At 62.3% G+C, this 20,807-nt stretch carries 21 protein-coding genes; 9 read left to right on the top strand and 12 right to left on the bottom strand.

Features of this window, described 5'->3' with window-relative positions; genetic code table 11:
* The first annotated feature begins 41 nt into the window (after positions 1-41).
* Complete coding sequence (locus BM173_RS03085) at positions 42-734, top strand: YiaD family glycine zipper/OmpA-like lipoprotein (protein ID WP_090477182.1); 693 nt, start codon at positions 42-44, stop codon at positions 732-734.
* 70 nt (positions 735-804) lie between these two features.
* On the opposite strand, the gene BM173_RS03080 is transcribed toward BM173_RS03085, so the two are convergent.
* Positions 805-1,587, bottom strand: a complete 783-nt coding sequence (locus BM173_RS03080) for a 3'(2'),5'-bisphosphate nucleotidase CysQ (protein ID WP_090477180.1) — start codon at positions 1,585-1,587, stop codon at positions 805-807.
* Positions 1,588-1,705: 118 nt separating this feature from the next.
* Between BM173_RS03080 and sucC the strand changes: the two genes are divergently transcribed.
* Entirely contained in the window at positions 1,706-2,905 is a 1,200-nt protein-coding gene (gene sucC / locus BM173_RS03075) for an ADP-forming succinate--CoA ligase subunit beta (RefSeq protein ID WP_090478430.1), read from the top strand.
* Between the two features lie 13 nt (positions 2,906-2,918).
* On the opposite strand, the gene BM173_RS03070 is transcribed toward sucC, so the two are convergent.
* The gene (locus BM173_RS03070) at positions 2,919-3,428 is read right to left on the bottom strand and encodes a DUF6265 family protein (RefSeq protein ID WP_090477177.1); all 510 of its coding nucleotides are present in this window, start codon (positions 3,426-3,428) and stop codon (positions 2,919-2,921) included.
* Positions 3,429-3,630: 202 nt separating this feature from the next.
* Here BM173_RS03070 and BM173_RS03065 point away from each other — a divergent pair, with 202 nt between their 5' ends.
* The 4 genes from BM173_RS03065 to BM173_RS03050 all read left to right on the top strand — a co-directional run bounded on the left by BM173_RS03065 (position 3,631) and on the right by BM173_RS03050 (position 7,360).
* Positions 3,631-4,377: an electron transfer flavoprotein subunit beta/FixA family protein gene (locus BM173_RS03065; RefSeq protein WP_090477175.1), complete on the top strand. Its 747-nt coding sequence runs from the start codon at positions 3,631-3,633 to the stop codon at positions 4,375-4,377.
* 27 nt (positions 4,378-4,404) lie between these two features.
* Positions 4,405-5,334: an electron transfer flavoprotein subunit alpha/FixB family protein gene (locus tag BM173_RS03060; RefSeq protein ID WP_090477173.1), complete on the top strand. Its 930-nt coding sequence runs from the start codon at positions 4,405-4,407 to the stop codon at positions 5,332-5,334.
* Positions 5,335-5,495: 161 nt separating this feature from the next.
* Entirely contained in the window at positions 5,496-6,326 is an 831-nt protein-coding gene (locus BM173_RS03055; protein WP_090477171.1) for an energy transducer TonB, read from the top strand.
* A 110-nt stretch (positions 6,327-6,436) separates the two neighbouring features.
* The gene (locus BM173_RS03050) at positions 6,437-7,360 is read left to right on the top strand and encodes an energy transducer TonB (protein WP_090477170.1); all 924 of its coding nucleotides are present in this window, start codon (positions 6,437-6,439) and stop codon (positions 7,358-7,360) included.
* A gap of 16 nt (positions 7,361-7,376) precedes the next feature.
* Here the strand turns inward: BM173_RS03050 and BM173_RS03045 are convergent, their stop codons facing one another.
* The 6 genes from BM173_RS03045 to BM173_RS14380 all read right to left on the bottom strand — a co-directional run bounded on the left by BM173_RS03045 (position 7,377) and on the right by BM173_RS14380 (position 14,553).
* Positions 7,377-8,588 (bottom strand): DUF445 domain-containing protein, encoded by a 1,212-nt coding sequence (locus BM173_RS03045; RefSeq protein ID WP_090477168.1) that lies wholly within the window; start codon positions 8,586-8,588, stop codon positions 7,377-7,379.
* Between the two features lie 82 nt (positions 8,589-8,670).
* Positions 8,671-12,141 (bottom strand): efflux RND transporter permease subunit, encoded by a 3,471-nt coding sequence (locus BM173_RS03040; protein WP_090477167.1) that lies wholly within the window; start codon positions 12,139-12,141, stop codon positions 8,671-8,673.
* Between the two features lie 4 nt (positions 12,142-12,145).
* A complete protein-coding gene (locus tag BM173_RS03035; protein ID WP_090477165.1) occupies positions 12,146-13,342 on the bottom strand; it encodes an efflux RND transporter periplasmic adaptor subunit in 1,197 nt (398 codons plus the stop codon).
* A 214-nt stretch (positions 13,343-13,556) separates the two neighbouring features.
* Positions 13,557-13,823 (bottom strand): GlsB/YeaQ/YmgE family stress response membrane protein, encoded by a 267-nt coding sequence (locus BM173_RS03030; RefSeq protein ID WP_090477163.1) that lies wholly within the window; start codon positions 13,821-13,823, stop codon positions 13,557-13,559.
* 136 nt (positions 13,824-13,959) lie between these two features.
* Positions 13,960-14,259 (bottom strand): CtrA inhibitor SciP, encoded by a 300-nt coding sequence (sciP, locus tag BM173_RS03025; protein ID WP_090477161.1) that lies wholly within the window; start codon positions 14,257-14,259, stop codon positions 13,960-13,962.
* On the bottom strand, positions 14,260-14,553 hold the full coding sequence (locus BM173_RS14380) for a hypothetical protein (protein ID WP_143089552.1): 294 nt from the start codon (positions 14,551-14,553) through the stop codon (positions 14,260-14,262). It lies immediately after the preceding gene.
* 105 nt (positions 14,554-14,658) lie between these two features.
* Between BM173_RS14380 and mnmA the strand changes: the two genes are divergently transcribed.
* Positions 14,659-15,813, top strand: coding sequence for a tRNA 2-thiouridine(34) synthase MnmA (gene mnmA, locus BM173_RS03015; protein WP_090478427.1), 1,155 nt, complete (start codon positions 14,659-14,661; stop codon positions 15,811-15,813).
* Here mnmA and BM173_RS03010 read toward each other — a convergent pair whose 3' ends face one another.
* Complete coding sequence (locus tag BM173_RS03010; RefSeq protein ID WP_090477158.1) at positions 15,814-16,152, bottom strand: hypothetical protein; 339 nt, start codon at positions 16,150-16,152, stop codon at positions 15,814-15,816.
* Between the two features lie 34 nt (positions 16,153-16,186).
* On the opposite strand from BM173_RS03010, the gene BM173_RS03005 reads away from it, so the two are divergent.
* Positions 16,187-17,320 carry a serine hydrolase domain-containing protein gene (locus BM173_RS03005; RefSeq protein ID WP_090477156.1) on the top strand — a complete coding sequence of 378 codons (1,134 nt, stop codon included), beginning with the start codon at positions 16,187-16,189 and terminating at the stop codon, positions 17,318-17,320.
* On the opposite strand, the gene BM173_RS03000 is transcribed toward BM173_RS03005, so the two are convergent.
* From BM173_RS03000 to pdxH, 3 genes are read right to left on the bottom strand one after another with little or no spacing between them, the layout of a single operon-like run.
* Positions 17,299-18,102: a PhzF family phenazine biosynthesis protein gene (locus BM173_RS03000; RefSeq protein ID WP_090477155.1), complete on the bottom strand. Its 804-nt coding sequence runs from the start codon at positions 18,100-18,102 to the stop codon at positions 17,299-17,301. The two genes, BM173_RS03005 and BM173_RS03000, sit on opposite strands and share 22 nt — an antisense overlap.
* Positions 18,099-19,034: a cation diffusion facilitator family transporter gene (locus BM173_RS02995; protein WP_090477153.1), complete on the bottom strand. Its 936-nt coding sequence runs from the start codon at positions 19,032-19,034 to the stop codon at positions 18,099-18,101. The genes BM173_RS03000 and BM173_RS02995 overlap by 4 nt, the downstream gene beginning before the upstream one ends.
* Complete coding sequence (gene pdxH, locus BM173_RS02990) at positions 19,031-19,654, bottom strand: pyridoxamine 5'-phosphate oxidase (RefSeq protein ID WP_090477151.1); 624 nt, start codon at positions 19,652-19,654, stop codon at positions 19,031-19,033. The genes BM173_RS02995 and pdxH overlap by 4 nt, the downstream gene beginning before the upstream one ends.
* Before the next feature lie 201 nt (positions 19,655-19,855).
* Between pdxH and BM173_RS02985 the strand changes: the two genes are divergently transcribed.
* A complete protein-coding gene (locus BM173_RS02985) occupies positions 19,856-20,803 on the top strand; it encodes a DnaJ C-terminal domain-containing protein (protein WP_090477149.1) in 948 nt (315 codons plus the stop codon).
* Positions 20,804-20,807: the final 4 nt, after the last annotated feature.

Below are 20,807 nucleotides of genomic sequence, written 5' to 3'. Positions count from 1 at the left end.
AGGAGCCGCTGGCCGTCATAACTCTAGAAGGGGATATATTTATGCAAAAATCACGGATTTTCCTCGCAGGCTTCTCGGCTGTCGCCCTCATGGGCACCTCGGCCTGCGTCACCGACCCGAACACGGGTGAAAAGAAGATTTCGCGCACCGTTCTCGGCGGCGTCGGCGGTGCAGTCGCCGGCGGCCTGCTTGGCGGCGTCATCGGCGGCAAGACCGGCCGTATCATCGGTGCTGCAGGCGGCGCAGCTGCCGGCGGCTATGTCGGCTACAAGATGGACCAGCAGATCAAGGAGCTCGAAGAGCAGACTGCCGGTTCGGGCGTAGACGTCAGCGAAGTAGATGGCGGCGAGGCTATCCTCGTGAACCTGCCGGACGGCGTAACGTTCGCCACGGGCAGTGCCACGATCAACAGCGCATTCCGCCAGACACTCGACCGGGTCGCGCAGAACCTCGTCCAGTATCCGAACAGCCTGATCGACGTATACGGCTACACCGACACCGTTGGTGCCTCGGACTTCAACCAGCGCCTTTCGGAACAGCGTGCGCAGGCAGTCGCAAACTATCTGACCAGCCGCGGCGTGAGCTCTTCGCGCATCCGCTGGATGGGCTTTGGTGAAACCAACCTCGCAGTCCAGACTGCGGATGGCGTTGCCGAACCGCTCAACCGCCGCGTCGAAATCAAGATTATCCCCTTCGACCAAGACGATGTCGAAGCAGCCCAGCAGGGCAACTGATCCGAGCCTTTCGGAAAAGTCGCAGGAAAGGGGCCGGGCCAAAACCCGGTCCCTTTTTTATTTCGGGTTGCTACTTGGAAGCCAGGGTCGCCGCCCGGTCGGCGAGATGCGCAACCGTTGCGGAATGGATGCCGGGGGCGCTCACCACCATCCCGAACTCGCGCGGGTCGCGCTTGTTGTAGTTCAGCTTGCGGCCGAAAGCGTCCGAGACTGCGGCCCCCGCTTCGCGCGCGATAAGTGCCGCTGCCGCGATGTCCCACTCGAATCCCCAGCGCAGGGTCGCGACCAGATCGGCCTCATCCGCTGCAACCATCGCCATGCGCAGCGCAATCGAGTTGGGCTGGTAGACTTTCTCGAGCATCCGGTCCTGCTTCATCAGGTCCGCTGCAGGGACACGGGCGCCGGTGAATTCCTCGCGCTTGGACGAAACGAGCTTCTCGCCGTTTCGCCACGAACCCTGTCCGGCAGTTGCCTGCCAGACTTCCTTGCGGGCGGGCGCGCAGAGCGAGCCGATCAGGGGCCGCCCTGCACTTATCAACGCCACCGACACTGCCCAGCCCGGACGGCCACGAATGAAATCGCGTGTTCCGTCGATAGGGTCGACGAGCCAGATAAGATCGCGGTCGAGACGCGCCGGATCGTCGACCGTCTCTTCCGAAAGCCAGCCGGCTGCAGGCAAAAGAGCGCCCAATTCCCGCTTGAGGAAGGCGTCGACGGCCAGGTCGGCTTCGCACACCGGGCTGCCCGGAGTCTTTTCCCAAGTGCGCACGTCGTTGCCCGCCCCGGGCCAGAGGTCCAGCGCGATGCGCCCCGCTTCGGAGACGATCGATTCGAGTCGCTTTGCGTCGATCATGGATGGGAAGCGCACCTGCACCCGAAAGTCGCACTTTTCAAGCGCGGCCAGACATGCTTATGCGGCCCCGCAACTCGATTCCCCCAGCCGCGCAATACGCGAAGGACGAAAGCCCGAAATGAACATCCACGAATACCAGGCCAAAGAACTCCTCGCTAAGTACGGCATCGCCGTTCCCGCAGGACACGCAGCGATGACCGTCGAAGAAGCGGTCGCAGGCGCGAAACAGCTTCCCGGGCCGCTTTACGTCGTGAAAGCCCAGATCCACGCCGGTGGCCGCGGCAAGGGCAAGTTCAAGGAACTCGGCCCCGATGCGAAGGGCGGCGTCCGCCTGTCGAAGAGCATCGAGGAAGTCGAGGCGAACGCCAAGGAAATGCTCGGCAACACGCTGGTGACGATCCAGACCGGCGATGAAGGCAAGCAGGTCAATCGCCTCTATGTCACCGACGGCGTCGACATCGCGCATGAATACTATCTCTCGATGCTGGTCGACCGCGCCAGCGGCCAGGTCGCCATGATCGCGTCGACCGAAGGCGGCATGGACATCGAGGATGTCGCGCACGAGACGCCCGAGAAGATCACCACGATCACCATCGACCCGGCACAGGGCTTCATGCCCCACCATGGCCGCGCGGTGGCCTTCGCCCTCAAGCTGACCGGCGATACCAACAAGCAGTGCCAGAAGCTGGCCAAGCAGCTCTACACCGCCTTCATGGACCTCGACATGGAAATGCTCGAGATCAATCCGCTGGTGGAAGACAAGGACGGCAACCTGCTCGTCCTCGACACCAAGATGAGCTTCGACGGCAACGCGCTCTATCGTCACAAGGACGTAGAAGCGATGCGCGACGAGACCGAGGAAGACCCGGCCGAAGTCGAAGCATCGGAATACGACCTCGCCTACATCAAATTGGACGGTAACATCGGCTGCATGGTCAACGGCGCAGGCCTCGCCATGGCGACGATGGACATTATCAAACTGAACGGCGCTTTCCCGGCGAACTTCCTCGACGTGGGCGGCGGCGCGACGACCGAGAAGGTCACTGCGGCGTTCAAGATCATCCTCAAGGATCCGGCAGTCGAAGGCATCCTCGTGAACATCTTCGGCGGCATCATGCGCTGCGACACGATTGCCGAAGGCATTGTCGTGGCGGCCAAGGAAGTCGAGCTGGACGTGCCGCTAGTCGTCCGCCTCGAAGGCACCAATGTCGAGAAGGGCAAGGAAATCCTCGCCAATTCGGGCCTGCCGATCGTTCCTGCAGACGATCTGGGCGATGCCGCTCGCAAGATCGTGGCAGAGGTGAAAAAGGCGGCCTGAGCGCCGCCCGGATTTACTCGACCCGTTCGAACCGGAAAACGAGCTCGCTTATCTCGCCGCCTGCGCTCTTCATGCGCACGGCGGCGACGAGGCCGTTGTCGCCATCGCAGCGCAGCGTCAGCGCCCGGAAATAGGCGGCGCAGTCCTCGAGAGCGATGAGCTTGAAGGTTACCATGCCTCCCTTGTCTTCCCACGCGGTCAGGTCGGCATTGAAGTGTTTGAGGCGCATGACCAGCGAGCCTTCTTCCTCCATCAGGTAGATGTGCTCGGTAAACATGATCTCGGTTTCATCCTTCATCTGGATGAAGGTGCCGACCATGGTGTTGCCTGTGGGAAGCAGCCAGCTTTCGTGCGCGGGAGCACCGCCTATGCCGGTGCCGCTCCAATGGCCCACCAGCCACCCCATCTGCTTTAGCGAAGCGGGGGGCGGAGTGTGATCCTCAGGCGTGTCCCGTACTTCTTGCGCGGCGACCGACGAGGGTGCGAGGGTTAGGGCCGCTGCAATCATCATCCAGTCGCGCATCACAAACCTCCTGCCTTTGCAGGGAAACTATTCGCTACGCCATCCATAGTAAAGGTGAGCAGCCTGCAGCGCTTGACCTGAGGATTTCCGCGGGCGAGAGGCTGCTGCAACGGTTTCGAATATCCGCCCCTCCCAACTTGACGTTTACGTAAACGCAAGCTAGGCGGGCGGCACAGTTTCTATCGAGAGGAAGGTAACACCCATGAAAATCCTCGTCCCCGTCAAGCGGGTGATCGATTACAACGTCAAGCCCCGCGTGAAAGCCGATGGCTCGGGCGTGGACTTGGCGAACGTCAAGATGAGCATGAACCCCTTCGACGAAATCGCCGTCGAAGAGGCGATCCGGATCAAGGAAGCCGGCAAGGCGGAAGAGATCGTCGCCGTATCGGTTGGCCCGGCCAAGGCGCAGGAAACGCTGCGCACTGCACTCGCCATGGGTGCGGACCGTGCGATCCTCGTCGAAACCGACGATGAAGTCGAACCACTCGCCGTCGCCAAGATCCTCAAGGCTATTGCCGAGGAAGAGACCCCGGGCATCGTAATGCTGGGCAAGCAGGCGATCGACGACGATTCGAACCAGACCGGCCAGATGCTCGCAGCCCTCATGGGCCGTCCGCAGGGCACCTTCGCCAACACCGTCGAAGTCGATGGCGACAGCGTCACCGTGAAGCGCGAAGTCGATGGCGGTCTCGAAACCGTGAAGCTTACGCTTCCGGCCATCGTCACTACCGATCTTCGCTTGAACGAGCCGCGCTATGCTTCGCTGCCCAACATCATGAAGGCGAAGAAGAAGCCGCTCGATACCAAGAGCCCGTCCGATTACGGCGTCGACACCGCGCCGCGCCTGAAGACAACCAACGTCTCCGAACCGCCGGTTCGCCAGGCAGGCGAGAAGGTCGAAGACGTCGATGCGCTGGTCGCCAAGATCAAAGCGCTCGGCATCGCGTAAGAACCCGGACAGGAAAGGAATAGACTTATGAAAACTCTCGTCTGGGTCGAACACGACAATGCCGAGATGAAGGATGCAACGCTGGCTGCGGTCACTGCCGCCAGCAAGCTGGGCGAAGTCCACCTGCTGGTTGCAGGTTCGGGCTGCCGCGCCGTTGCGGAACAGGCCGCAAAGGTTGCGGGCGTGGGCAAGGTCCACCTCGCCGACGACGCAGCTTACGAGCATGCCTTGGCTGAGAATGTCGCGCCCCTGATCGCCGATCAGATGGGCCACCACGACGCTTTCGTCGCACCCGCCACCACCACCGGCAAGAACATCGCGCCGCGTGTTGCAGCACTGCTCGACGTTATGCAGATTTCGGACATCCTTTCGGTCGAAGGCGAGAAGACCTTCACCCGTCCGATCTATGCCGGCAATGCGATTGCGACCGTCGAATCGTCCGACGCAAAGCTGGTCATCACCGTCCGCGGTACTGCCTTCGACAAGGCGGCGACCGAAGGCGGCAGCGGCACGATCGAGGAAATCTCCGGCCCTGCCGATGCTGGCCTATCCAGTTTCGTAAGCGCCGAGATCGCCGAGAGCGACCGCCCGGAACTCACCAGTGCCAAGGTAATCGTATCGGGTGGTCGTGCGCTCAAGGACGGCGAGACCTTCGAACAGATCATCACGCCGCTGGCGGACAAGCTCGGTGCAGGCATCGGCGCATCGCGCGCCGCGGTCGATGCCGGCTACGTCCCCAACGACTACCAGGTCGGCCAGACCGGCAAGATCGTCGCTCCGGAAGTCTATATCGCGATCGGCATCTCCGGCGCGATCCAGCACCTTGCAGGCATGAAGGATTCCAAGACCATCATCGCCATCAACAAGGACGAGGACGCGCCGATCTTCCAGGTCGCCGACATCGGCCTCGTGGCGGATCTGTTCAAGGCGGTTCCGGAGCTTACCGAAAAGCTTTAAGTCAAACTTCGACTTGAATTCATAACCCCTCCGCTACATGATCGTAGCGGAGGGGTTTTTCTATGTTCGGTCGCAAATCATTACTTTCGCTTGTCATAATGGCTTTGCTCGCGGGATTTTCGTCGGGCGCCTCGGCTAAGGAGCGGGAGCCTGAATTGCTCATGCCGCTCGGCCCGTGGCAGCTCGATATGGGCGAACACAAATGTCGCTTGGCGCGTCTGTTCGGCACCGACGAAGCGCAGACAATATTCATCCTCGACCAATGGAACCCGGCTGTTTCAGCGCAGTGGGCAGTAGCGGGCCCGCCGGTGCGCAGGATCAGGTACAGCCGCGAGGCTTCTTTCGCATTCGGACCGGATGGAGACGCGGAAGAATTTCGCTTCACCCCCGGCACGCTTGATAACTATGGAGATGTCATCGGCGACAGGTCGACAGTAACGGCCCACTCCCATCCGCTGCCGGGAGAGAGTGACTACGATTGGGGCGCAAGTCCACGCGGCATTCTCTCACTCGACACTTCGAACGCCGCCTCGATCGAGACGCTCATGATCAGCCAGAAGGGCGCCCACTCATTTTCCTTGCGGCTCGGCCCGATGGAAAAGCCGTTGACGGCGTTCAACGCCTGTATGGAAAATCTGGTCGAGTTCTGGGGCTTCGATCTGGAAGAACAGAAAGCCGTTTCTACTCCGGCCCGGATCCTGAACCTGGAGAAGGTCGCGGGACGCGTGCAGCAGAGCTACCCGCGCGATGCGTTACGCAACCGAGCACAAGCCGACTTTCACTTGCGCCTGACAGTGGGGACGGATGGCAGTGTGGAGGAGTGCTTCCTGATCAATCAGACGATCGCCAAGGACTTCGACATGACCCGCCATCCATGCACCACCTTCAAGACGATCGCTGAGGCCGAACCGGCGCGAATGGCCGACGGAACTCCTGTCCGCACGTTCTTCAACACGCGCATCGTCTATCGCATGCGCGGGAATGCGCCGTGATTCACTCGCGCGGATACTCGCTAATTCGAGTTCAACGCGCGCTCCGCACCTTGGAGCAATCTCGAAGTTCGCCAGGCTGTCCCAGCTCCCATCAAGATGAGAATTATCGCATGAAAGCTATCAAAACGTCAGTGCTTGCTATCGCACTTACCATTGGCGCACCGGCTCTTGCAGAAGCAGGGTCGAACGGCGAGACCAGTGCAGCCCAGGGGGAGAATGAGCTGCCCTTCCAGCCAGACGGCCAATGGCGCCTGTCTTCGCTAGATGACGGGTGCTCTGTTTCCCGCGATTTCGTCCGCAAGGATGATCGGGTCACCCTGTCCTTCAAACGCATCCATCCCGCGTCCGATGTGCAATTCGCGATTATCGGCGGCCCCCTTTCACAGCGAAGCGGATCGCTGAAGGCGGGTTTCTCAGTCGAGCGCGAACTCACCGATTATCGGCGTATAGCGACGGCATCCATTGGCGATCGCGAGGGCTTGGTTTTTGCCGGCCCCCTGTTCGGGAGTGCGGATTGGGATGAAAGCGACGATCTAGCCAAACAGACCACCGATTTCGTCGCCATCGATCCGCTCGAGAGCCAGATTACGCTGCGTACACGGGCAATCGACAAAGCTGTCAGCGCGCTGGACCAGTGCGTGACCGAACACTTGAGAAAGTCGGGTTTGGACCTTGAAGCGCACAGGGGCTTCGAGACCCATGCAACCCCCAAGGACATCAAGGATTGGGCGCAAAAGCTACAACGTGACTATCCGAACGACGCTTTGCGCGGCGGATTGCAGGGCCCGGTGCCGGTGCGCCTAATTGTCGACGGGTCGGGTCGCGTGACCCGTTGCGATGTGACGAACTACCTGACTGCCCTCGTTTTGCGGCAGACCGCCTGCGATCTCTTGGTCAAGCATGCGCGTTTCAATCCCGCAACCGGCAGGGATGGCCAGCCGGTCACAGATTACTACTGGACAACTGTAGTGTATCGCATGGCAGGTCGCGGATTTTCATCAGACGCACACGGTTTCCAGATCCGTCACGACTGAGGCCAGAGCCAGTCGCTTAGAACAGGAACGTCGAAAGCCCGTGGATCGTCAGGCCGACGAGCCCGCCCACCAGCGTCCCGTTGATACGGATGAACTGGAGATCGCGGCCGACTGCGCCTTCTACACGGTCGGTCAGGGTAGTGGCATCCCAGCGGCGGACGGTTTCGGACACCAGCTGCACGATCTGGTCGCCGTAACGCGTCGAGATTCCTACGGCCGTGCGGCGTGCGAAGCGATTGACCTGTAGCTGGAGCCGGTGGTCATCGCGCAACGCGGCGCCAAGCTCGCCCAAGGTTTCGCCAAGATAGGAGGGCCCGACACCGCCGGACTCCTTGATCGAGCGGATCAACCTTGCCCTGATCCGCTCCCAAACGCCCTGCCACCAATCCGCAATCGCGGGATTGGTGAGGAGCTCGCTCTTCAACCGCTCGACCCGTTCCTGCATTTCAGGATCCTCGCGCAGGCCCTTGGCGAGTTCTTCAAGCCCTTCCTCGATCTTGTCGCGAAGCGGGTGTTCCGGATCGACGAGCACCTCTGCAAGGAGCTTGTAGAGGCCATCGATGACCGAATTCGCGAGCCGCTCGTCCAGGCCGGTAAAGCGCAGGACGGCGTTGGCGCGCTTGTGAACCATGTCGCGGACCAGCGCTTCGTTGTCTTCCAGGACCAGGCCGGCCCAGCGGATGATTTTATCGATAAGCGGTTTGTGCCGGCCATCTGCGATCATCGCATCGAGCATTCCGCCGAGCAGCGGAGCGATCTCCAACTTCTCGATCTGCGCAGCGATCCCGCTTCGCACCTGAGTGCCAAGCCGGTCGGGATCGAGGGATTCGAGGACTTCCACGGCCAGGTCCCCGGCACCTGCACGTATGCGTGCATCCTGCGCAGCCCTTGGGTCGGCGAGGTAGGAGCCGACGGCACCGGCAAAGTTCATGGTGCCCATCCGTCTCGCCACCACCTGCGGCGTCAGGAAATTGCTGCGCAGGAAATCCGCCATCGTATCGGCGATGCGATCCTTGTTCTCCGGGATGATTGCGGTGTGCGGGATCGGAAGCCCGAGGGGGCGCCGGAATAGCGCGGTAACCGCGAACCAGTCCGCGAGGCCGCCAACCATCGCCGCCTCGGCAAAGGCATGCACGTAACCCCATGCAGGGTGCACAGCCAGGTAACGGCCGGAGAGGATGAATATCGCGGCCATCAGGACGAGCATGCCGGTTGCCGCGCGCCGCATCGCTCGCGCACGGTCCGGTGGTATCTGTCCCGCCGTTGCTCCGGAAAGGGGAGTTAGTCCATCCGCCATAATCAGGCGACGATCACTCGGCCGGATCGATCCCGGCTTCTCCGTGGGCGTTACCGGAGACAGGCTTGCCGTCATCGCCAGGGCGATAGGTCAGGAAGCGCCTGCGCATCCATGGTCCCGCGCGCTTTTCGAAACCGTCGGCGAGACTGAAGCCCGCCGGGACGATCAGCAGCGTCAGGAGGGTGGACAGGATGAGGCCGCCGATGACCATGGTGCCCATCGGGGCACGCCAGGCGCCATCGCCCGAGCCAAGCACACCCGACAGCGCCGTGGGCACCATGCCCGCGGTCATGGCGACAGTGGTCATCACAATCGGCTGGGCGCGTTTGTGACCCGCATCGATGATTGCGTGCAGCTTGCGAGTGCCGCGATCCATCTCTTCGATAGCGAAGTCGATCAGCAGGATGGAGTTCTTCGATACGATGCCCAGCAACAAAAGGATGCCGATGTAGACCGGCATGGACTGCGGCTGGCCAAACATCCAGACAAGCAGGATGCCGCCGAGCGGAGCCAGCGCAAGAGACGTCATATTCACCAGCGGGCTCATCAGGCGCTTGTACAGCAGGACGAGCACGGCGAAGACCAGCAGCACGCCCGACATGATCGCGATGAGCAGGCTGGAAATCAGTTCCTGCTGCCATTCGTCCTCGCCCACCACGTCGCGAATGACGCCTTGCGGCAAGTCCTGCAGGATCGGCAACTGGTCGATTTCCTGCTGTGCCTCACCCTTGACGACGCCCTGGGCGAGATCGGCGCCGACCAGCACACGGCGGTTCTGGTTATAGCGCTGAATGGCCGTGGGCCCGGAACCGAAGGATACTTCGGCGACGCGAGACAGGGGCACCGAGCCGCCCGACGCCGTCGGGACCGGAAGGTTCTTGATCGTGTCGAGGTTCTCGCGCGATTGCTCGGGCAACTTCACCCTGATCGGGATCTGACGATCGGAGAGCGAGAACTTGGCTGCGTTCTGTTCGATTTCGCCCATGGTCGCGATACGGATCGTCTGGCTAAGCGCGACGGTGGAAACACCGAGCTCGGCAGCGATATTATCGCGCGGCGTAATCAGGATTTCCGGCCGGTTGATGTCGGCGCTGATGCGGGGGGCAACGAGCGAATCGATACCCTTCATCTGTTCGACCAGCGTAGCCGCGGTCTCGTTCAGCAAATCGGGATCCGAACCGGCGAGCATGACCGTCATGTCGCGGCCGGAACCGAAGCCACCCGATTGCGATGCGAAGCGCACGCGGGCATCGGGGATTTGTGCGAAGACAGGAGCGATTGCGCGCTCGAATTCGATCGAGGTCCGTTCACGGTCCGGACGAAGCGTCACATAAAGCGTTGCCTGCCCTTCGCGCACGCGCTCCAGCGCGAGCTCGACTTCCTGCTGCTCGTAGAGAATGTCGGCGACCTGATCGACGACCCGCTCTGTCGTTTCGAGCGTGGTGCCTGGCACCATTTCGATTTCGACGCGGCTATTCTCGTCGTCGATGACAGGCTGGAACTGGGCCGGAGTTATCGAGAACAGGAGGATGGTCAACAGCAGCGAGAAATAACCGACGCCCAGCATCCAGATACGATGATCGAGGAAGCGCGCGCGCATGTATTGCCAGCCATTACGGATGTTCTGGCCGCAGAAGCGCACGACCACGCCTATGGCCGCAAACAAGGCCAGAATAGCGAGAAAACCGGCGGCGAGGGAGGCCACGAGCTGAAGCAACTCGATAAGGCGTGAAACGAGGCCGGCAAAAAAGCCGTCATCTGATCCGACGACTGACTCTACGAGCTCTAGCCCCGTCAACATGCCCGAGACCGCAAAGGTCGCTGCGGCAGAAAGCACCAGTGTTACCAGCACAACGCCCAGCAGACCGATGACGTAGAGCCAGCGGCGGCGCGGGCTCTCTATTCCGTCACGCGCCGCGTACATCTTGCCCCGGTTGAGCGACCAGCGCAGCACATCCATATAGCGGTCCATCATCGGACCTTCGCCGTGCGATTGCTGGCCCTGCGCCTTCAGGAAGTAGGCGGCAAGCATCGGCGTGATCATTCGCGCCACGGCAAGGGACATGAGCACGGCAACCACTACGGTGAAGCCGAAGTTCTTGAAGAACTGGCCCGAAATCCCCGGCATGGCGCCGACCGGGAAGAAGACCGCGACGATGCAGAAGCTGGTCGCTACGACCGGTAGGCCGATCTCGTCGGCGGCGTCGATCGATGCCTGATAGGCGCTCTTACCCATGCGCATATGTCGCACGATGTTTTCGATCTCGACGATCGCGTCATCGACCAAGACCCCGGCCACGAGCGCCAAGGCAAGCAATGACAACTGGTTCAAGTTGAACCCGAGCAGGTCCATGAACCAGAACGTGGGAATGGCGGAGAGCGGAATCGCAACCGCGGAAATCGCCGTGGCACGCCAGTCACGCAGGAAGAAGAAGACGACAACAACTGCCAGGATCGCGCCCTCGATCATGGCTGCCATGGCACTGTCGTACTGGTTCTTCGTGTATTTGACCGTGTTGAAAAGAGGTATGAATTTCACGCCCGGGTTGGCGGCCTCGATCTCTTCGATCTGGACGAGAGCTTCCTCGAACACGGTGACGTCCGACGCTCCTTTGGCACGGGACATTGCGAAGTTGACGACTTCCTTGTTGCGCACCTTGCTGATCGAAGTCCGTTCCGAAAAGCCGTCACGTACAGTCGCCACATCCGAGAGCTTCACCGTGCGGCCACCGCCGAGCTGGATCTGACGCTCGCCAAGCTCGAATGCGCTGGCATTATTGCCGAGAACGCGAACCGACTGACGCGTGCCGCCGACCTCGGCCATTCCGCCGGCTGCATCGAGATTATTCTGACGCAGGACACTGTTGATCTGGCTGGCCGTTACGCCGAGCGCTTGCATACGCGGAAGGTCGAGAATGACCTCAATCTCGCGGTTGACGCCGCCGAAGCGATTAACCTCCGCCATGCCTTCGATGCCGAGCAGTTGCTTCGCGACCGTATCGTCGATGAACCAGCTGAGGCCTTCGATGGTCATGTCGTCGGCTTCGACGGCGTAGATGGCTAGGAAACCGCCGGAAATCTCTTCCTTGGTGATCCGGGGCTCAAGGATACCGTCTGGCAGACTGCCGCGAATCTGGTCGACCGCGTTCTTTACTTCTGCAACCGCATCGTTCGGATCGGTACCGATCTCGAATTCTATGAACGTATTCGAGCTGCCCTCGCGGGCCGTCGAATTGAGCGAAGCCACCCCGTTGATCGAGCGCACTGCCGATTCCACGCGCTGGGTGATCTGGTTCTCGATCTCGGTCGGCGCTGCACCGGGCTGCGAGATGGTGACGTTGACCGCAGGAAATTCGATGTCCGGATTGTTCACCACGTCCATGCGGGCAAAGCTGATCAGGCCCGCCAGCAGGAGGGCCGTGAAAGCAACCAGGGGAATGACTGGATTGCGGATCGACCATGCAGAGATATTGCGGAAATTCACGCGCTTATTCCCCGCCCAGCTTGACCAGGTCCGGCACCACCGTTTCGCCTTCGGTCAGGAAGCCACCGGCCCGCAGAACGACCTTTTCCGAACCCGTCAGGCCTTCCGAGATGACGATGCCGCGCGAGGTAACCTCACCGGTGGTAACGCTGCGGCGCACGGCCTTGTTCTCGCCATCGATGACGAAGACATAGTCGCCCTCGCGATCGGACAGGACGGCGCTTTCGGGCAGGATGGGCGCGACGAGCGTCCCGCTCGAAATCGTTGCGGTAGCGAAGCCGCCGGGACGCAATTCGGGTGCGTAAGGAAGCGCTATGCGGGCGGTGCCCTGGCGGTCCTGCGCATCGATAGTCGGCGCAAGCTGCCAGATCTGGCCCGAGAAGGACTTGTCGGAACCCGAAGGGGTGACTTCGGCGGATTCACCGGGCGAAAGGCGCGCGAGGTCCGCTTCGCTCAATCGCGCAAGCATTTCCATCTCACCGCCCTTGGCGATCAGGAAAAGCGGCGGGGAGCCACCGCTGACGGTCTGGCCCGGCTCGACATTGCGTTCGAGGACCAGCCCGGCGCTCGGCGCGACGATATTCAGACGTGCATTGCGAGCCTGAAGTTCGCGCAGGGATGCCTGGGCTACACGGACACGTGCGGCTGCTGCATCGCGGGTGGCGGTCAGGCGGTCGACATCGGCCTTGGACACGAAGCCGCGCTCGACCAGCTGCAAGGCGCGGTCGAGATTTGCCTGCGCCAGATTGGCATCGGCCTGGGCGACCTGGATCTGGGCAGCAGCGCTTTGCGCCTGCTGTGTCTGGACGGAGCGGTCGATGACGGCAAGGACCTGGCCCTGTCGCACCCAGCTACCCTGCTCGACCGGCACGGAGATGACCCGGCCACCCTCGCCGACGACACCAACCGGCATTTCCCGGCGCGCGGCAAGCGTACCTGTCGCAGTAATTTCACCGGTCACAGTCGTGCGACCAGGCGCGATGACGCTGATCGAGGGCGCCTGTGCATCGCGATTGTCGTCGGCAGCAGTCTCGCCGCCCGACATCAGCATGTATCCGCCGATGATTGCGGCCAGGATGAGGATCGCAGCAATCACCCAGCGGGCCTTGCCGGTGGTGAAGCGTGCGAAACCGCCCTGCTCTGCGAACTTCACGTCCGAGGCATCACCAAGGTCGGATTTGATTTCGGTCTCGTAATTCATTCGTTCGCCCCGGCCGTCACAACCTTGTTACTCGATCACTGTATTAGTCGAGTAAATCACAATGCGCAAGACTGCGCGTTTCCGCCCTACGAGCGTGCTTCGATGAGAGCAATGGCGCACTCTATGAAGGTGCGACCCTGCCTGACGAACGGGCACTAAAAAGGGCGGCGAGTTGCCCCGCCGCCCCAAATACTATTTCTCTAGACGTTCGGCGTTACCGGACCCGGCCACGCTGGACGAGATTGGCGATGCCGAGCAGGACGACTGCGCCGACAACGGCAATGATGAGGCCGGTCAGCGAGAATTCCTGGACGCTTCCCTGGACGCCGAGCAGCGGGCCGGCGATCAGGTTACCGAGGACCGAGCCTATGCAACCGACGACGATGTTCCAGAAAATGCCCATCGAGGCATCACGGTTCATGACGAGACTTGCGAGCCAGCCGGCAATACCACCGACGATAAGTGCGATAATCCAACCCATTGAACTTCCTCCTGTTATTTGCCGTCGCCCTCCCCTCGAAAGAGGCAAAATGACGGAAGAACCCCACACCGCATGGCGGAGCGGGGATAATCGGAAAGCGAATGGTTTCGGGATTGGTTCCCGCTGTCGGAACCGATCAGTACTTGAACTGGCGCTCGTACAGGTCGCGATAATGCTGGATGCGGGTCACGCGCAGGCCCTGCATGCCGGAACGGTCGACCGCCCGCTGCCATGACGCGAATTCTTCCAGCGTCAGCCCGTAACGTTCGAGCACCTCGTCGATGGTCAGCAGACCGCCGTTGACGGCAGCCACGACCTCGGCCTTGCGACGCACGACCCAGCGCTTCGTCTTGGGCGAAGGAAGGTCCTTCAAGGTCAGCGGCTCGCCAAGCGGGCCGATTACCTGTGCAGGGCGGATGTCCTGGTTCTCGATCATCTATTTCTCTTTGTCGCCATGCACCGCACCATTTGCGGCTCGAGAAGGGTTTAGCCCGGCTACTTTGCCATGCACTAAATCAGTGTGGTTAATGGCGCTTTTACCATTCTCGCAGTTTTCGCGCCGGACTTCGCCGAAGGCCTCGAAGCCACCGACCGAACCCTTGGCGAGTTCGGTCCGCAGTTCGCGAGTCGCCTCGAGGCGCGCGACCAGCTCGGTCCAGCGAAACCGCTGCAAAACCTCGCTTTCACGTCCGTCGACGAAAGCCTTCCGATTGATGTGCCCCTCAAACATGCCATCCTGAATAGCGCGCTATGGTAAAGAGACTGTGAAGCATCGGTTCCGGCGCGAAACCGTAAATGGTGGAGATGCAGCGCAAGGGCGTGTATGGGGCGCGCCATGCCCGAATCCCGCCTTCTCGAACCGGCCGCTGCGGCCGATCTTTTCGACCTGCCTCGTCCGGCCAGCGAATGCCGCATCGTCGTGGCGATGTCGGGCGGCGTCGATTCATCGGTCGTGGCCGCGCTCGCTGCAAAGAGCGGCGCCGAGGTCATCGGCATTACCCTCCAGCTTTACGATTACGGCGCAGCCACAGGGCGCAAGGGCGCATGCTGCGCGGGCGACGATATCGCCGATGCGCGCGCCGTCGCCGATCGCCTCGGCATTGCGCATTACGTCTACGATCACGAAAGCGCCTTTCGCGAGGACGTGGTCGAGGCATTTGCGGACGAGTATCTTGCCGGGCGCACGCCGGTGCCGTGCATCCGTTGCAACATGGGCCCGAAGTTCACAGACCTGTTTGCCATGGCTCGCGAGCTCGGCGCGGACTGCCTCGCCACCGGACATTACGTCCACCGCGTCATGGGGCCCGCCGGAAGCGAGCTACACCGCGCAGTCGATCCTGCGCGCGACCAGTCCTATTTCCTTTATGCAACGACGCAGGACCAGCTGGACTATCTCCGCTTCCCGCTTGGCGGATTGCCGAAAGCGGAAGTGCGCGAGCTGGCCGAAGCGGCCGGCCTGCGCAATGCGGCCAAGCCCGACAGCCAGGACATCTGCTTCGTGCCCGATGGCGACTATGCAAAGATCGTCAAGAAGATGCGTCCCGAGGGTTCGGCTGCCGGAGATATCGTCCACGCGGCGACAGGCGACGTTCTTGGCAAGCATCAGGGCGTCATCCATTATACCGTCGGCCAGCGCCGCGGCCTCGATATCGGCGGCCAGCCGGAACCGCTTTATGTCGTGGGCATCGATGCGGAAGCCGCCCGCGTACTCGTCGGCCCGAAGCGGATGCTCGCCGTGTCGAGCGCGACCGTCATCGAGACGAACCGCATCGGCCCGGTGCCGGATGCAGGTCTGACGGCCAAGGTGCGCAGCATGGCAAAGCCGGTTCCGGTGACGATCGAGGGGCCTTTCGGCGAAGGCGCGAAAACGAGAATACGTTTTGCGCAGCCCGAGTTCGGTGTGGCGCCCGGACAGGCGGCCGTTATTTATGCAGGTGAAAGGGTCGTCGGCGGCGGCTGGATCGACGAGACCGAACGCCTCACGGCGTAATCAGCGGTCCCATTCCTTGAGGATGCAGCCGTAACCTTCACGGTAGGTCGCCGTATCGGAAGCGATGAGCGGCACGCTGGCCGTCACGGTCATCGAATCCGTATTCTCGCTCAGCATCACGAATTCCATGCCTTCCAGCTTGTCCTTCGCGCAGTCCGTAAGGCTGCGTCCGGCAACGAAGCGGCATGAACACGCCACGCGTGCGCCATAGGCCGTGCCGGCCTCGGCCGTGCGCCTCACGCTGTCGCCCCAGGCCAGCCACAACGCGCCCGCCAGAACCGCGACGAGGATCAGGAGCCACAGCCAGCGGCTGGAAAAAATTGAGCGATTTTTCGCCATTGCGAGAGCGGTTTCCCCGTGCGAGTGCGTGCGTATGATTCTGCGGTCGCGCTCCCTTATCGCCCTTGTCCTTGCCACTACAAGCCTCGCGTCTTGCGGAGGCCCCGGACCCGCGGAAGAGCCGCCGCTGAGCGAAGAAGCGATGGCCGCCGTGACGGACAATGCAGGCGCGCCGCGCAAGGCGCTGGCCCGTGAAATCGACGATTTGTTCGAGATGGAAGGGCTTGGCGATACCCGCGCGCTCGTCGTCATGCACGACGGCCAGATCGCGGCCGAGCGGTATGGCGAGGATTACGATGCCGACACGCGTTTCGTCAGCTGGTCCATGGCGAAGACCGTGACTGCCATGCTGATCGGCCAATTGGTCGGCGACGGCCTGCTGCGCCTCGATGCGCCCGCCCCCGTCCCGCGCTGGCAACGGAGCGGCGATCCGCGCGCTGACATCACGCTGCGTCACCTGCTCCAGATGCGCTCGGGCCTCGAGCATACGGAGGCCGGCGACCCGCCTTACGAGAGCAGCGAAGTGCGTATGCTCTTTCTAGAAGAACGCGACGACATGGCCGGTTTCGCGACCGCCCAGCCGCCGGAAGCCGAGCCGGGCGAGAGGTTCGAATATTCCTCGAACACCACTGTTATCCTAGCCGACATTGCCGCTCGCGCGCTTACGGAAAGTAGCGATCCCGACGAGCGGCGCCGCGCAGTGAGCGATTATCTCCACGCCCGCCTGTTCGATCCGCTCGGGATGGATTCCATGGTTCTGGAATTCGACCGTGCCGGCACGCTGATCGGCGGTAGCCTGATGCATGCCGACGCCCGCGACTGGGCGAAGCTGGGCGAGCTCCTGCGCCGCAAGGGCTCGCATCGCGGCGAGCAACTGGTGCCGCGCAGCTGGGTGGACGAGATGGTGAAGTCCAGCCCCGCCTCGCCGCACTACGGACTGCAGACCTGGCTCAACCGGCCCAATGGCGAGGACGAACACCCGCTGTTCCCCAACCGCGCACCGCAAAGCGCTTTCGCAATGATCGGACACATGGGGCAGTATGTTTTCGTCTCGCCCGAACAGGGGCTGACCGTGGTGCGCCTTGGTCATTCCGACGCTGCCGAACGCAAGGCCATGCTTCAGCAGCTGGCCGATATTATCGAGCTCTATCCCGCCGAGGGCAGGTAGAACTCGCCCTTCACCACGGTCACGCAGTCGCCCGACAGCCAGGCCTGATCGCCCTCGCGGCGACAGGTCGCATGGCCGCCGCGCTGCGAGGCCTGGAAGGCCGTGAAGCTGTCGCGGCCGAGCTTTTCGGTCCAGAACCACGTCAGCGCGGCATGGGCCGACCCGGTGAAACTGTCCTCATCGACGCCGCCGCCTGGAACGAAGACACGGCTCACGACATCGGTATCGCTTCCGCGTGCCGTGCAGATGAACTGGTCATTCCCGAGCGCCTTCAATCCGCGCATATCGGGCTCGATCGCGCGCACTTCGTCTTCACTCTCGTAAAGGTAGACGCCGTAACCTTCGGGATTGAGCCAGACTTCCTGCGGCTGTGCACCCAGCAGCGACACGGCATCATCCCAAGACCCGCGCTCTGTGGGGATCAGCGGTAGGCCGAGTTCATAGCCCGCACTGCTCTTGCGCACTTCCAGCAGCCCGGCCTTGCGCGTGCGAAAGGTAACGCGGTCCTCGCCGCTCTTCGAAAGCAGCACATGTCCGCTCGCCAGCGTCGCATGGCCGCACAGGCGCACTTCCTCCGTCGGTGTGAACCAGCGCAACTCGTAATCCGCCTGCCCGCTCGTATCGGGAATGACAAAGGCGGTCTCGGCGAAGTTGTTCTCTTCCCCGATGGCCTGGAGGACATCATCGTCGAGCCAAGCCTCCAGCGGCATCACGGCCGCCTGGTTCCCCTTGAATGCGGCATCCGCAAACGCGTCGACATGCCAGTATTCGAGTGCTGTCACTTCTCGCCTCCCAGACGATCGAATTCGTTTTCCTCGACCAGCGGGTTGTCGGGTTCATCGACATGGCCTTCGGGATCGATGTGGATCAGCAGCTCCATATCGGGGAACTGGCCGCACAAGTCCTCCTCGACCCGCTCGATGATGTCGTGCGCTTCCTCAACCGTCATGGTGCCGGGCAGGTCGACATGGAACTGCACGAAATCGCGGTGCCCGCTGGTGCGAGTGCGCAGGTCGTGCAGGTTCGATAGCTCGGGATGTTTTGCAGCGGCCTCGACGAAGGCGAGGCGTTTTTCCTCGGGCCATTCGCGGTCCATCAGATCGTCCACCGCATCCCGCGCGGCGTTGAAGGCGCCCCAGGCCAGCCACGCCGCGATGGCGAGACCGAAGGCGGGGTCCGCACCCCGCAACCCCACGAACTGGTCGAGCACCAGGGCCGCAATCACTGCAAGGTTGAGGAAGAGATCGGACTTGTAATGCAGGTGGTCGGTCTGGATCGCCAGGCTCCGCGTCCGGTTCATCACGTAGCGTTGCCAGCCGAGCAGCGCGAAGGTCAGCACGATCGCGACCAGCGACACGCCAATGCCCTCGGCCGCGGCCTCGGTTTGCTGGCCCTCCGCAAATCGCAGGATGGCGCGGGTCGCGATGCCGAACGCCGACAGGGATATAAGCATGACCTGGAAAATCGCGGCCAGCGCCTCTGCCTTGCCGTGGCCGAAGCGATGGTCTTCGTCCGCCGGCTGCGAAGCGATCCACACGCCGGTCAGCGTGGCGAGGCTGGCGATAAGGTCGAGCGCGGAATCGGCAAGACTGCCGAGCATGGCCGTCGAACCGGTTTTCCAAGTCGCCCAGGTCTTGAGCGAAACGAGGATGACGGCAACGCTGATCGAAGCGAGCGCGGCAGAGCGTGCGAGGCGGGCGCGATCGGTGCTCATGGATAGAGCAACGTGTTGGACCAGCCATCGGTCGGCGCTGTCCGCGTGAAGCGGCGGCGGTCATGCAGGCGGTACTGGCGGTCCTGCCAGAACTCGACCGCGGTCGGCGTCAGCAGGAAGCCGGTCCAATGCGGCGGGCGCGGGATGTCGCCCTCCGGATAGCGTTCTTCCAGGGCCGCCACACGGTCGAGATATACTTGCCGGTCGGGCAGCGGCCGCGACTGGTCGGAGGCCGCCGAACCGATCTGCGAGACGCGCGGTCGCGAATGGAAATAGGCATCGGCCTGTTCGCTGCTCACTTCCTGTAACGGTCCCTCGATACGGATCTGGCGGCGCAGGCTTTTCCAGTGGAAGAGGAGCGACGCCTGCATATTGGCACGGATTTCCTCGCCCTTGCGGCTTTGGGCATTGGTGTAGAACACGAAGCCGCCGCCCTCACCCCAATGCGTGCCATGCCCTTTCAGCAGCACCATGCGCACCGAGGGCATGCCGCTTTCACTGGCCGTGGCGAGCGCCATGGCATTGGGATCGTTCGGCTCGCTCGCCTTCGCCTCTCCGAACCATTCTTCGAACAGGGTGAACGGATCGGTGACGGGAATCGCGCTTTCGCTATCGCTCATCGGGCAGTCCTACAGAGTGGAACGGGTGGAACACAGTCCTGGGGCAAAAAACCTTGCCCGCGCGTTTGGCCGCAGAATGGCGGAACTTCGCGGGGATGAGGATGGTTGAAGCGGTGCATGACGCGTTCCCTATATCCCGCTTCGTCCGTAGGAAAGCCTCTCCGCTTGCGCGGACAACGTGTTGCACCTAGCTAACACGCTATGGCCGATCCCTATTCCACCCTTGGCGTCCCGCGCTCTGCATCCGAAAAGGATATCAAGAGCGCATATCGCAAGCTCGCCAAGGAGCTTCATCCCGATCGCAACAAGGACAACCCCAAGGCGGCCGAGCGCTTCAGCGAAGTGACCAACGCCTACGACCTGCTGTCGGACAAGGACAAGCGAGCCCAGTTCGACCGGGGCGAGATCGATGCCGAGGGCAATCCGACCAATCCGTTCGGCGGCATGGGCGGCGGGTTCGGCGGTGGCGGCCACCCGGGTGGCCAGCGCGGCTTCCGGCCCGAGGACTTCCAGGGCTTCAGCCAGGAAAACGTCGATCTGGGCGACATTTTCGAAGGCTTGTTCGGCGGCGGTCGTGCAAGCTCGCGCGGTCGCGGCGACCCGTTCGGCGGGCGCCGTGCGCCACCGCCCAAGGGCGCCGACATAGCCTATACCCTGCGCGTCCCCTTCACCGATGCGGCCTCGCTCAAGGACCAGCGCATCACACTGGCCGACGGTAAAACCATCGACCTGAAGCTCCCCAAGGGTGTCGAGGACGGCACGCAGATGCGCCTCAAGGGCAAGGGTGAACAGGGTCCGGGCGGCGCGGGTGACGGGCTCGTCACGATCCGCATCGACCGGCACAAGCTCTACAAGCGCGAGGGCGACGATGTGCGCTTCGACCTGCCGATAACGCTCGATGAAGCGGTGAACGGCGCCAAGGTCCGCGTGCCCACGGTCGATGGTCCGGTCATGATGACCATCAAGGCCGGCACCAGTGGCGGATCGGTCCTGCGCCTGAAGGGCAAGGGTTTTTCCAAGAAGGACGGCAGCCGCGGCGACCAGCTCGTGACGCTCGAAATCCAGCTTCCCGGCGACCTCGGCGAACTTGCCAAGCGTCTCGATGGGTGGAAGGACGAAAGCGACCCACGGAGCAAACTCGGGGTATAGGGCC

This window comes from Qipengyuania nanhaisediminis, from assembly GCF_900115585.1.
GTDB lineage: Bacteria > Pseudomonadota > Alphaproteobacteria > Sphingomonadales > Sphingomonadaceae > Qipengyuania > Qipengyuania nanhaisediminis.
The sequence above is the reverse complement of the archived record's forward strand: the minus strand, read 5'-3'. Positions and strand labels throughout refer to the sequence as shown.

Excerpts from the sequence above, each read along its gene's own strand:
- sucC (WP_090478430.1), top strand. The coding sequence starts at position 1,706 with ATGAACATCCACGAATACCAGGCCAAAGAACTCCTCGCTAAGTACGGC.
- sciP (WP_090477161.1), bottom strand. The coding sequence starts at position 14,259 with ATGATCGAGAACCAGGACATCCGCCCTGCACAGGTAATCGGCCCGCTT.
- BM173_RS03070 (WP_090477177.1), bottom strand. The coding sequence starts at position 3,428 with ATGCGCGACTGGATGATGATTGCAGCGGCCCTAACCCTCGCACCCTCG.
- mnmA (WP_090478427.1), top strand. The coding sequence starts at position 14,659 with ATGCCCGAATCCCGCCTTCTCGAACCGGCCGCTGCGGCCGATCTTTTC.
- BM173_RS02995 (WP_090477153.1), bottom strand. The coding sequence starts at position 19,034 with ATGAGCACCGATCGCGCCCGCCTCGCACGCTCTGCCGCGCTCGCTTCG.
- BM173_RS03050 (WP_090477170.1), top strand. The coding sequence starts at position 6,437 with ATGAAAGCTATCAAAACGTCAGTGCTTGCTATCGCACTTACCATTGGC.
- BM173_RS03005 (WP_090477156.1), top strand. The coding sequence starts at position 16,187 with ATGATTCTGCGGTCGCGCTCCCTTATCGCCCTTGTCCTTGCCACTACA.
- BM173_RS02985 (WP_090477149.1), top strand. The coding sequence starts at position 19,856 with ATGGCCGATCCCTATTCCACCCTTGGCGTCCCGCGCTCTGCATCCGAA.
- pdxH (WP_090477151.1), bottom strand. The coding sequence starts at position 19,654 with ATGAGCGATAGCGAAAGCGCGATTCCCGTCACCGATCCGTTCACCCTG.
- BM173_RS03030 (WP_090477163.1), bottom strand. The coding sequence starts at position 13,823 with ATGGGTTGGATTATCGCACTTATCGTCGGTGGTATTGCCGGCTGGCTC.
- BM173_RS03010 (WP_090477158.1), bottom strand. The coding sequence starts at position 16,152 with ATGGCGAAAAATCGCTCAATTTTTTCCAGCCGCTGGCTGTGGCTCCTG.
- BM173_RS03065 (WP_090477175.1), top strand. The coding sequence starts at position 3,631 with ATGAAAATCCTCGTCCCCGTCAAGCGGGTGATCGATTACAACGTCAAG.
- BM173_RS03035 (WP_090477165.1), bottom strand. The coding sequence starts at position 13,342 with ATGAATTACGAGACCGAAATCAAATCCGACCTTGGTGATGCCTCGGAC.
- BM173_RS03085 (WP_090477182.1), top strand. The coding sequence starts at position 42 with ATGCAAAAATCACGGATTTTCCTCGCAGGCTTCTCGGCTGTCGCCCTC.
- BM173_RS14380 (WP_143089552.1), bottom strand. The coding sequence starts at position 14,553 with ATGTTTGAGGGGCACATCAATCGGAAGGCTTTCGTCGACGGACGTGAA.
- BM173_RS03060 (WP_090477173.1), top strand. The coding sequence starts at position 4,405 with ATGAAAACTCTCGTCTGGGTCGAACACGACAATGCCGAGATGAAGGAT.
- BM173_RS03055 (WP_090477171.1), top strand. The coding sequence starts at position 5,496 with ATGCCGCTCGGCCCGTGGCAGCTCGATATGGGCGAACACAAATGTCGC.
- BM173_RS03045 (WP_090477168.1), bottom strand. The coding sequence starts at position 8,588 with ATGCGGCGCGCGGCAACCGGCATGCTCGTCCTGATGGCCGCGATATTC.
- BM173_RS03080 (WP_090477180.1), bottom strand. The coding sequence starts at position 1,587 with ATGATCGACGCAAAGCGACTCGAATCGATCGTCTCCGAAGCGGGGCGC.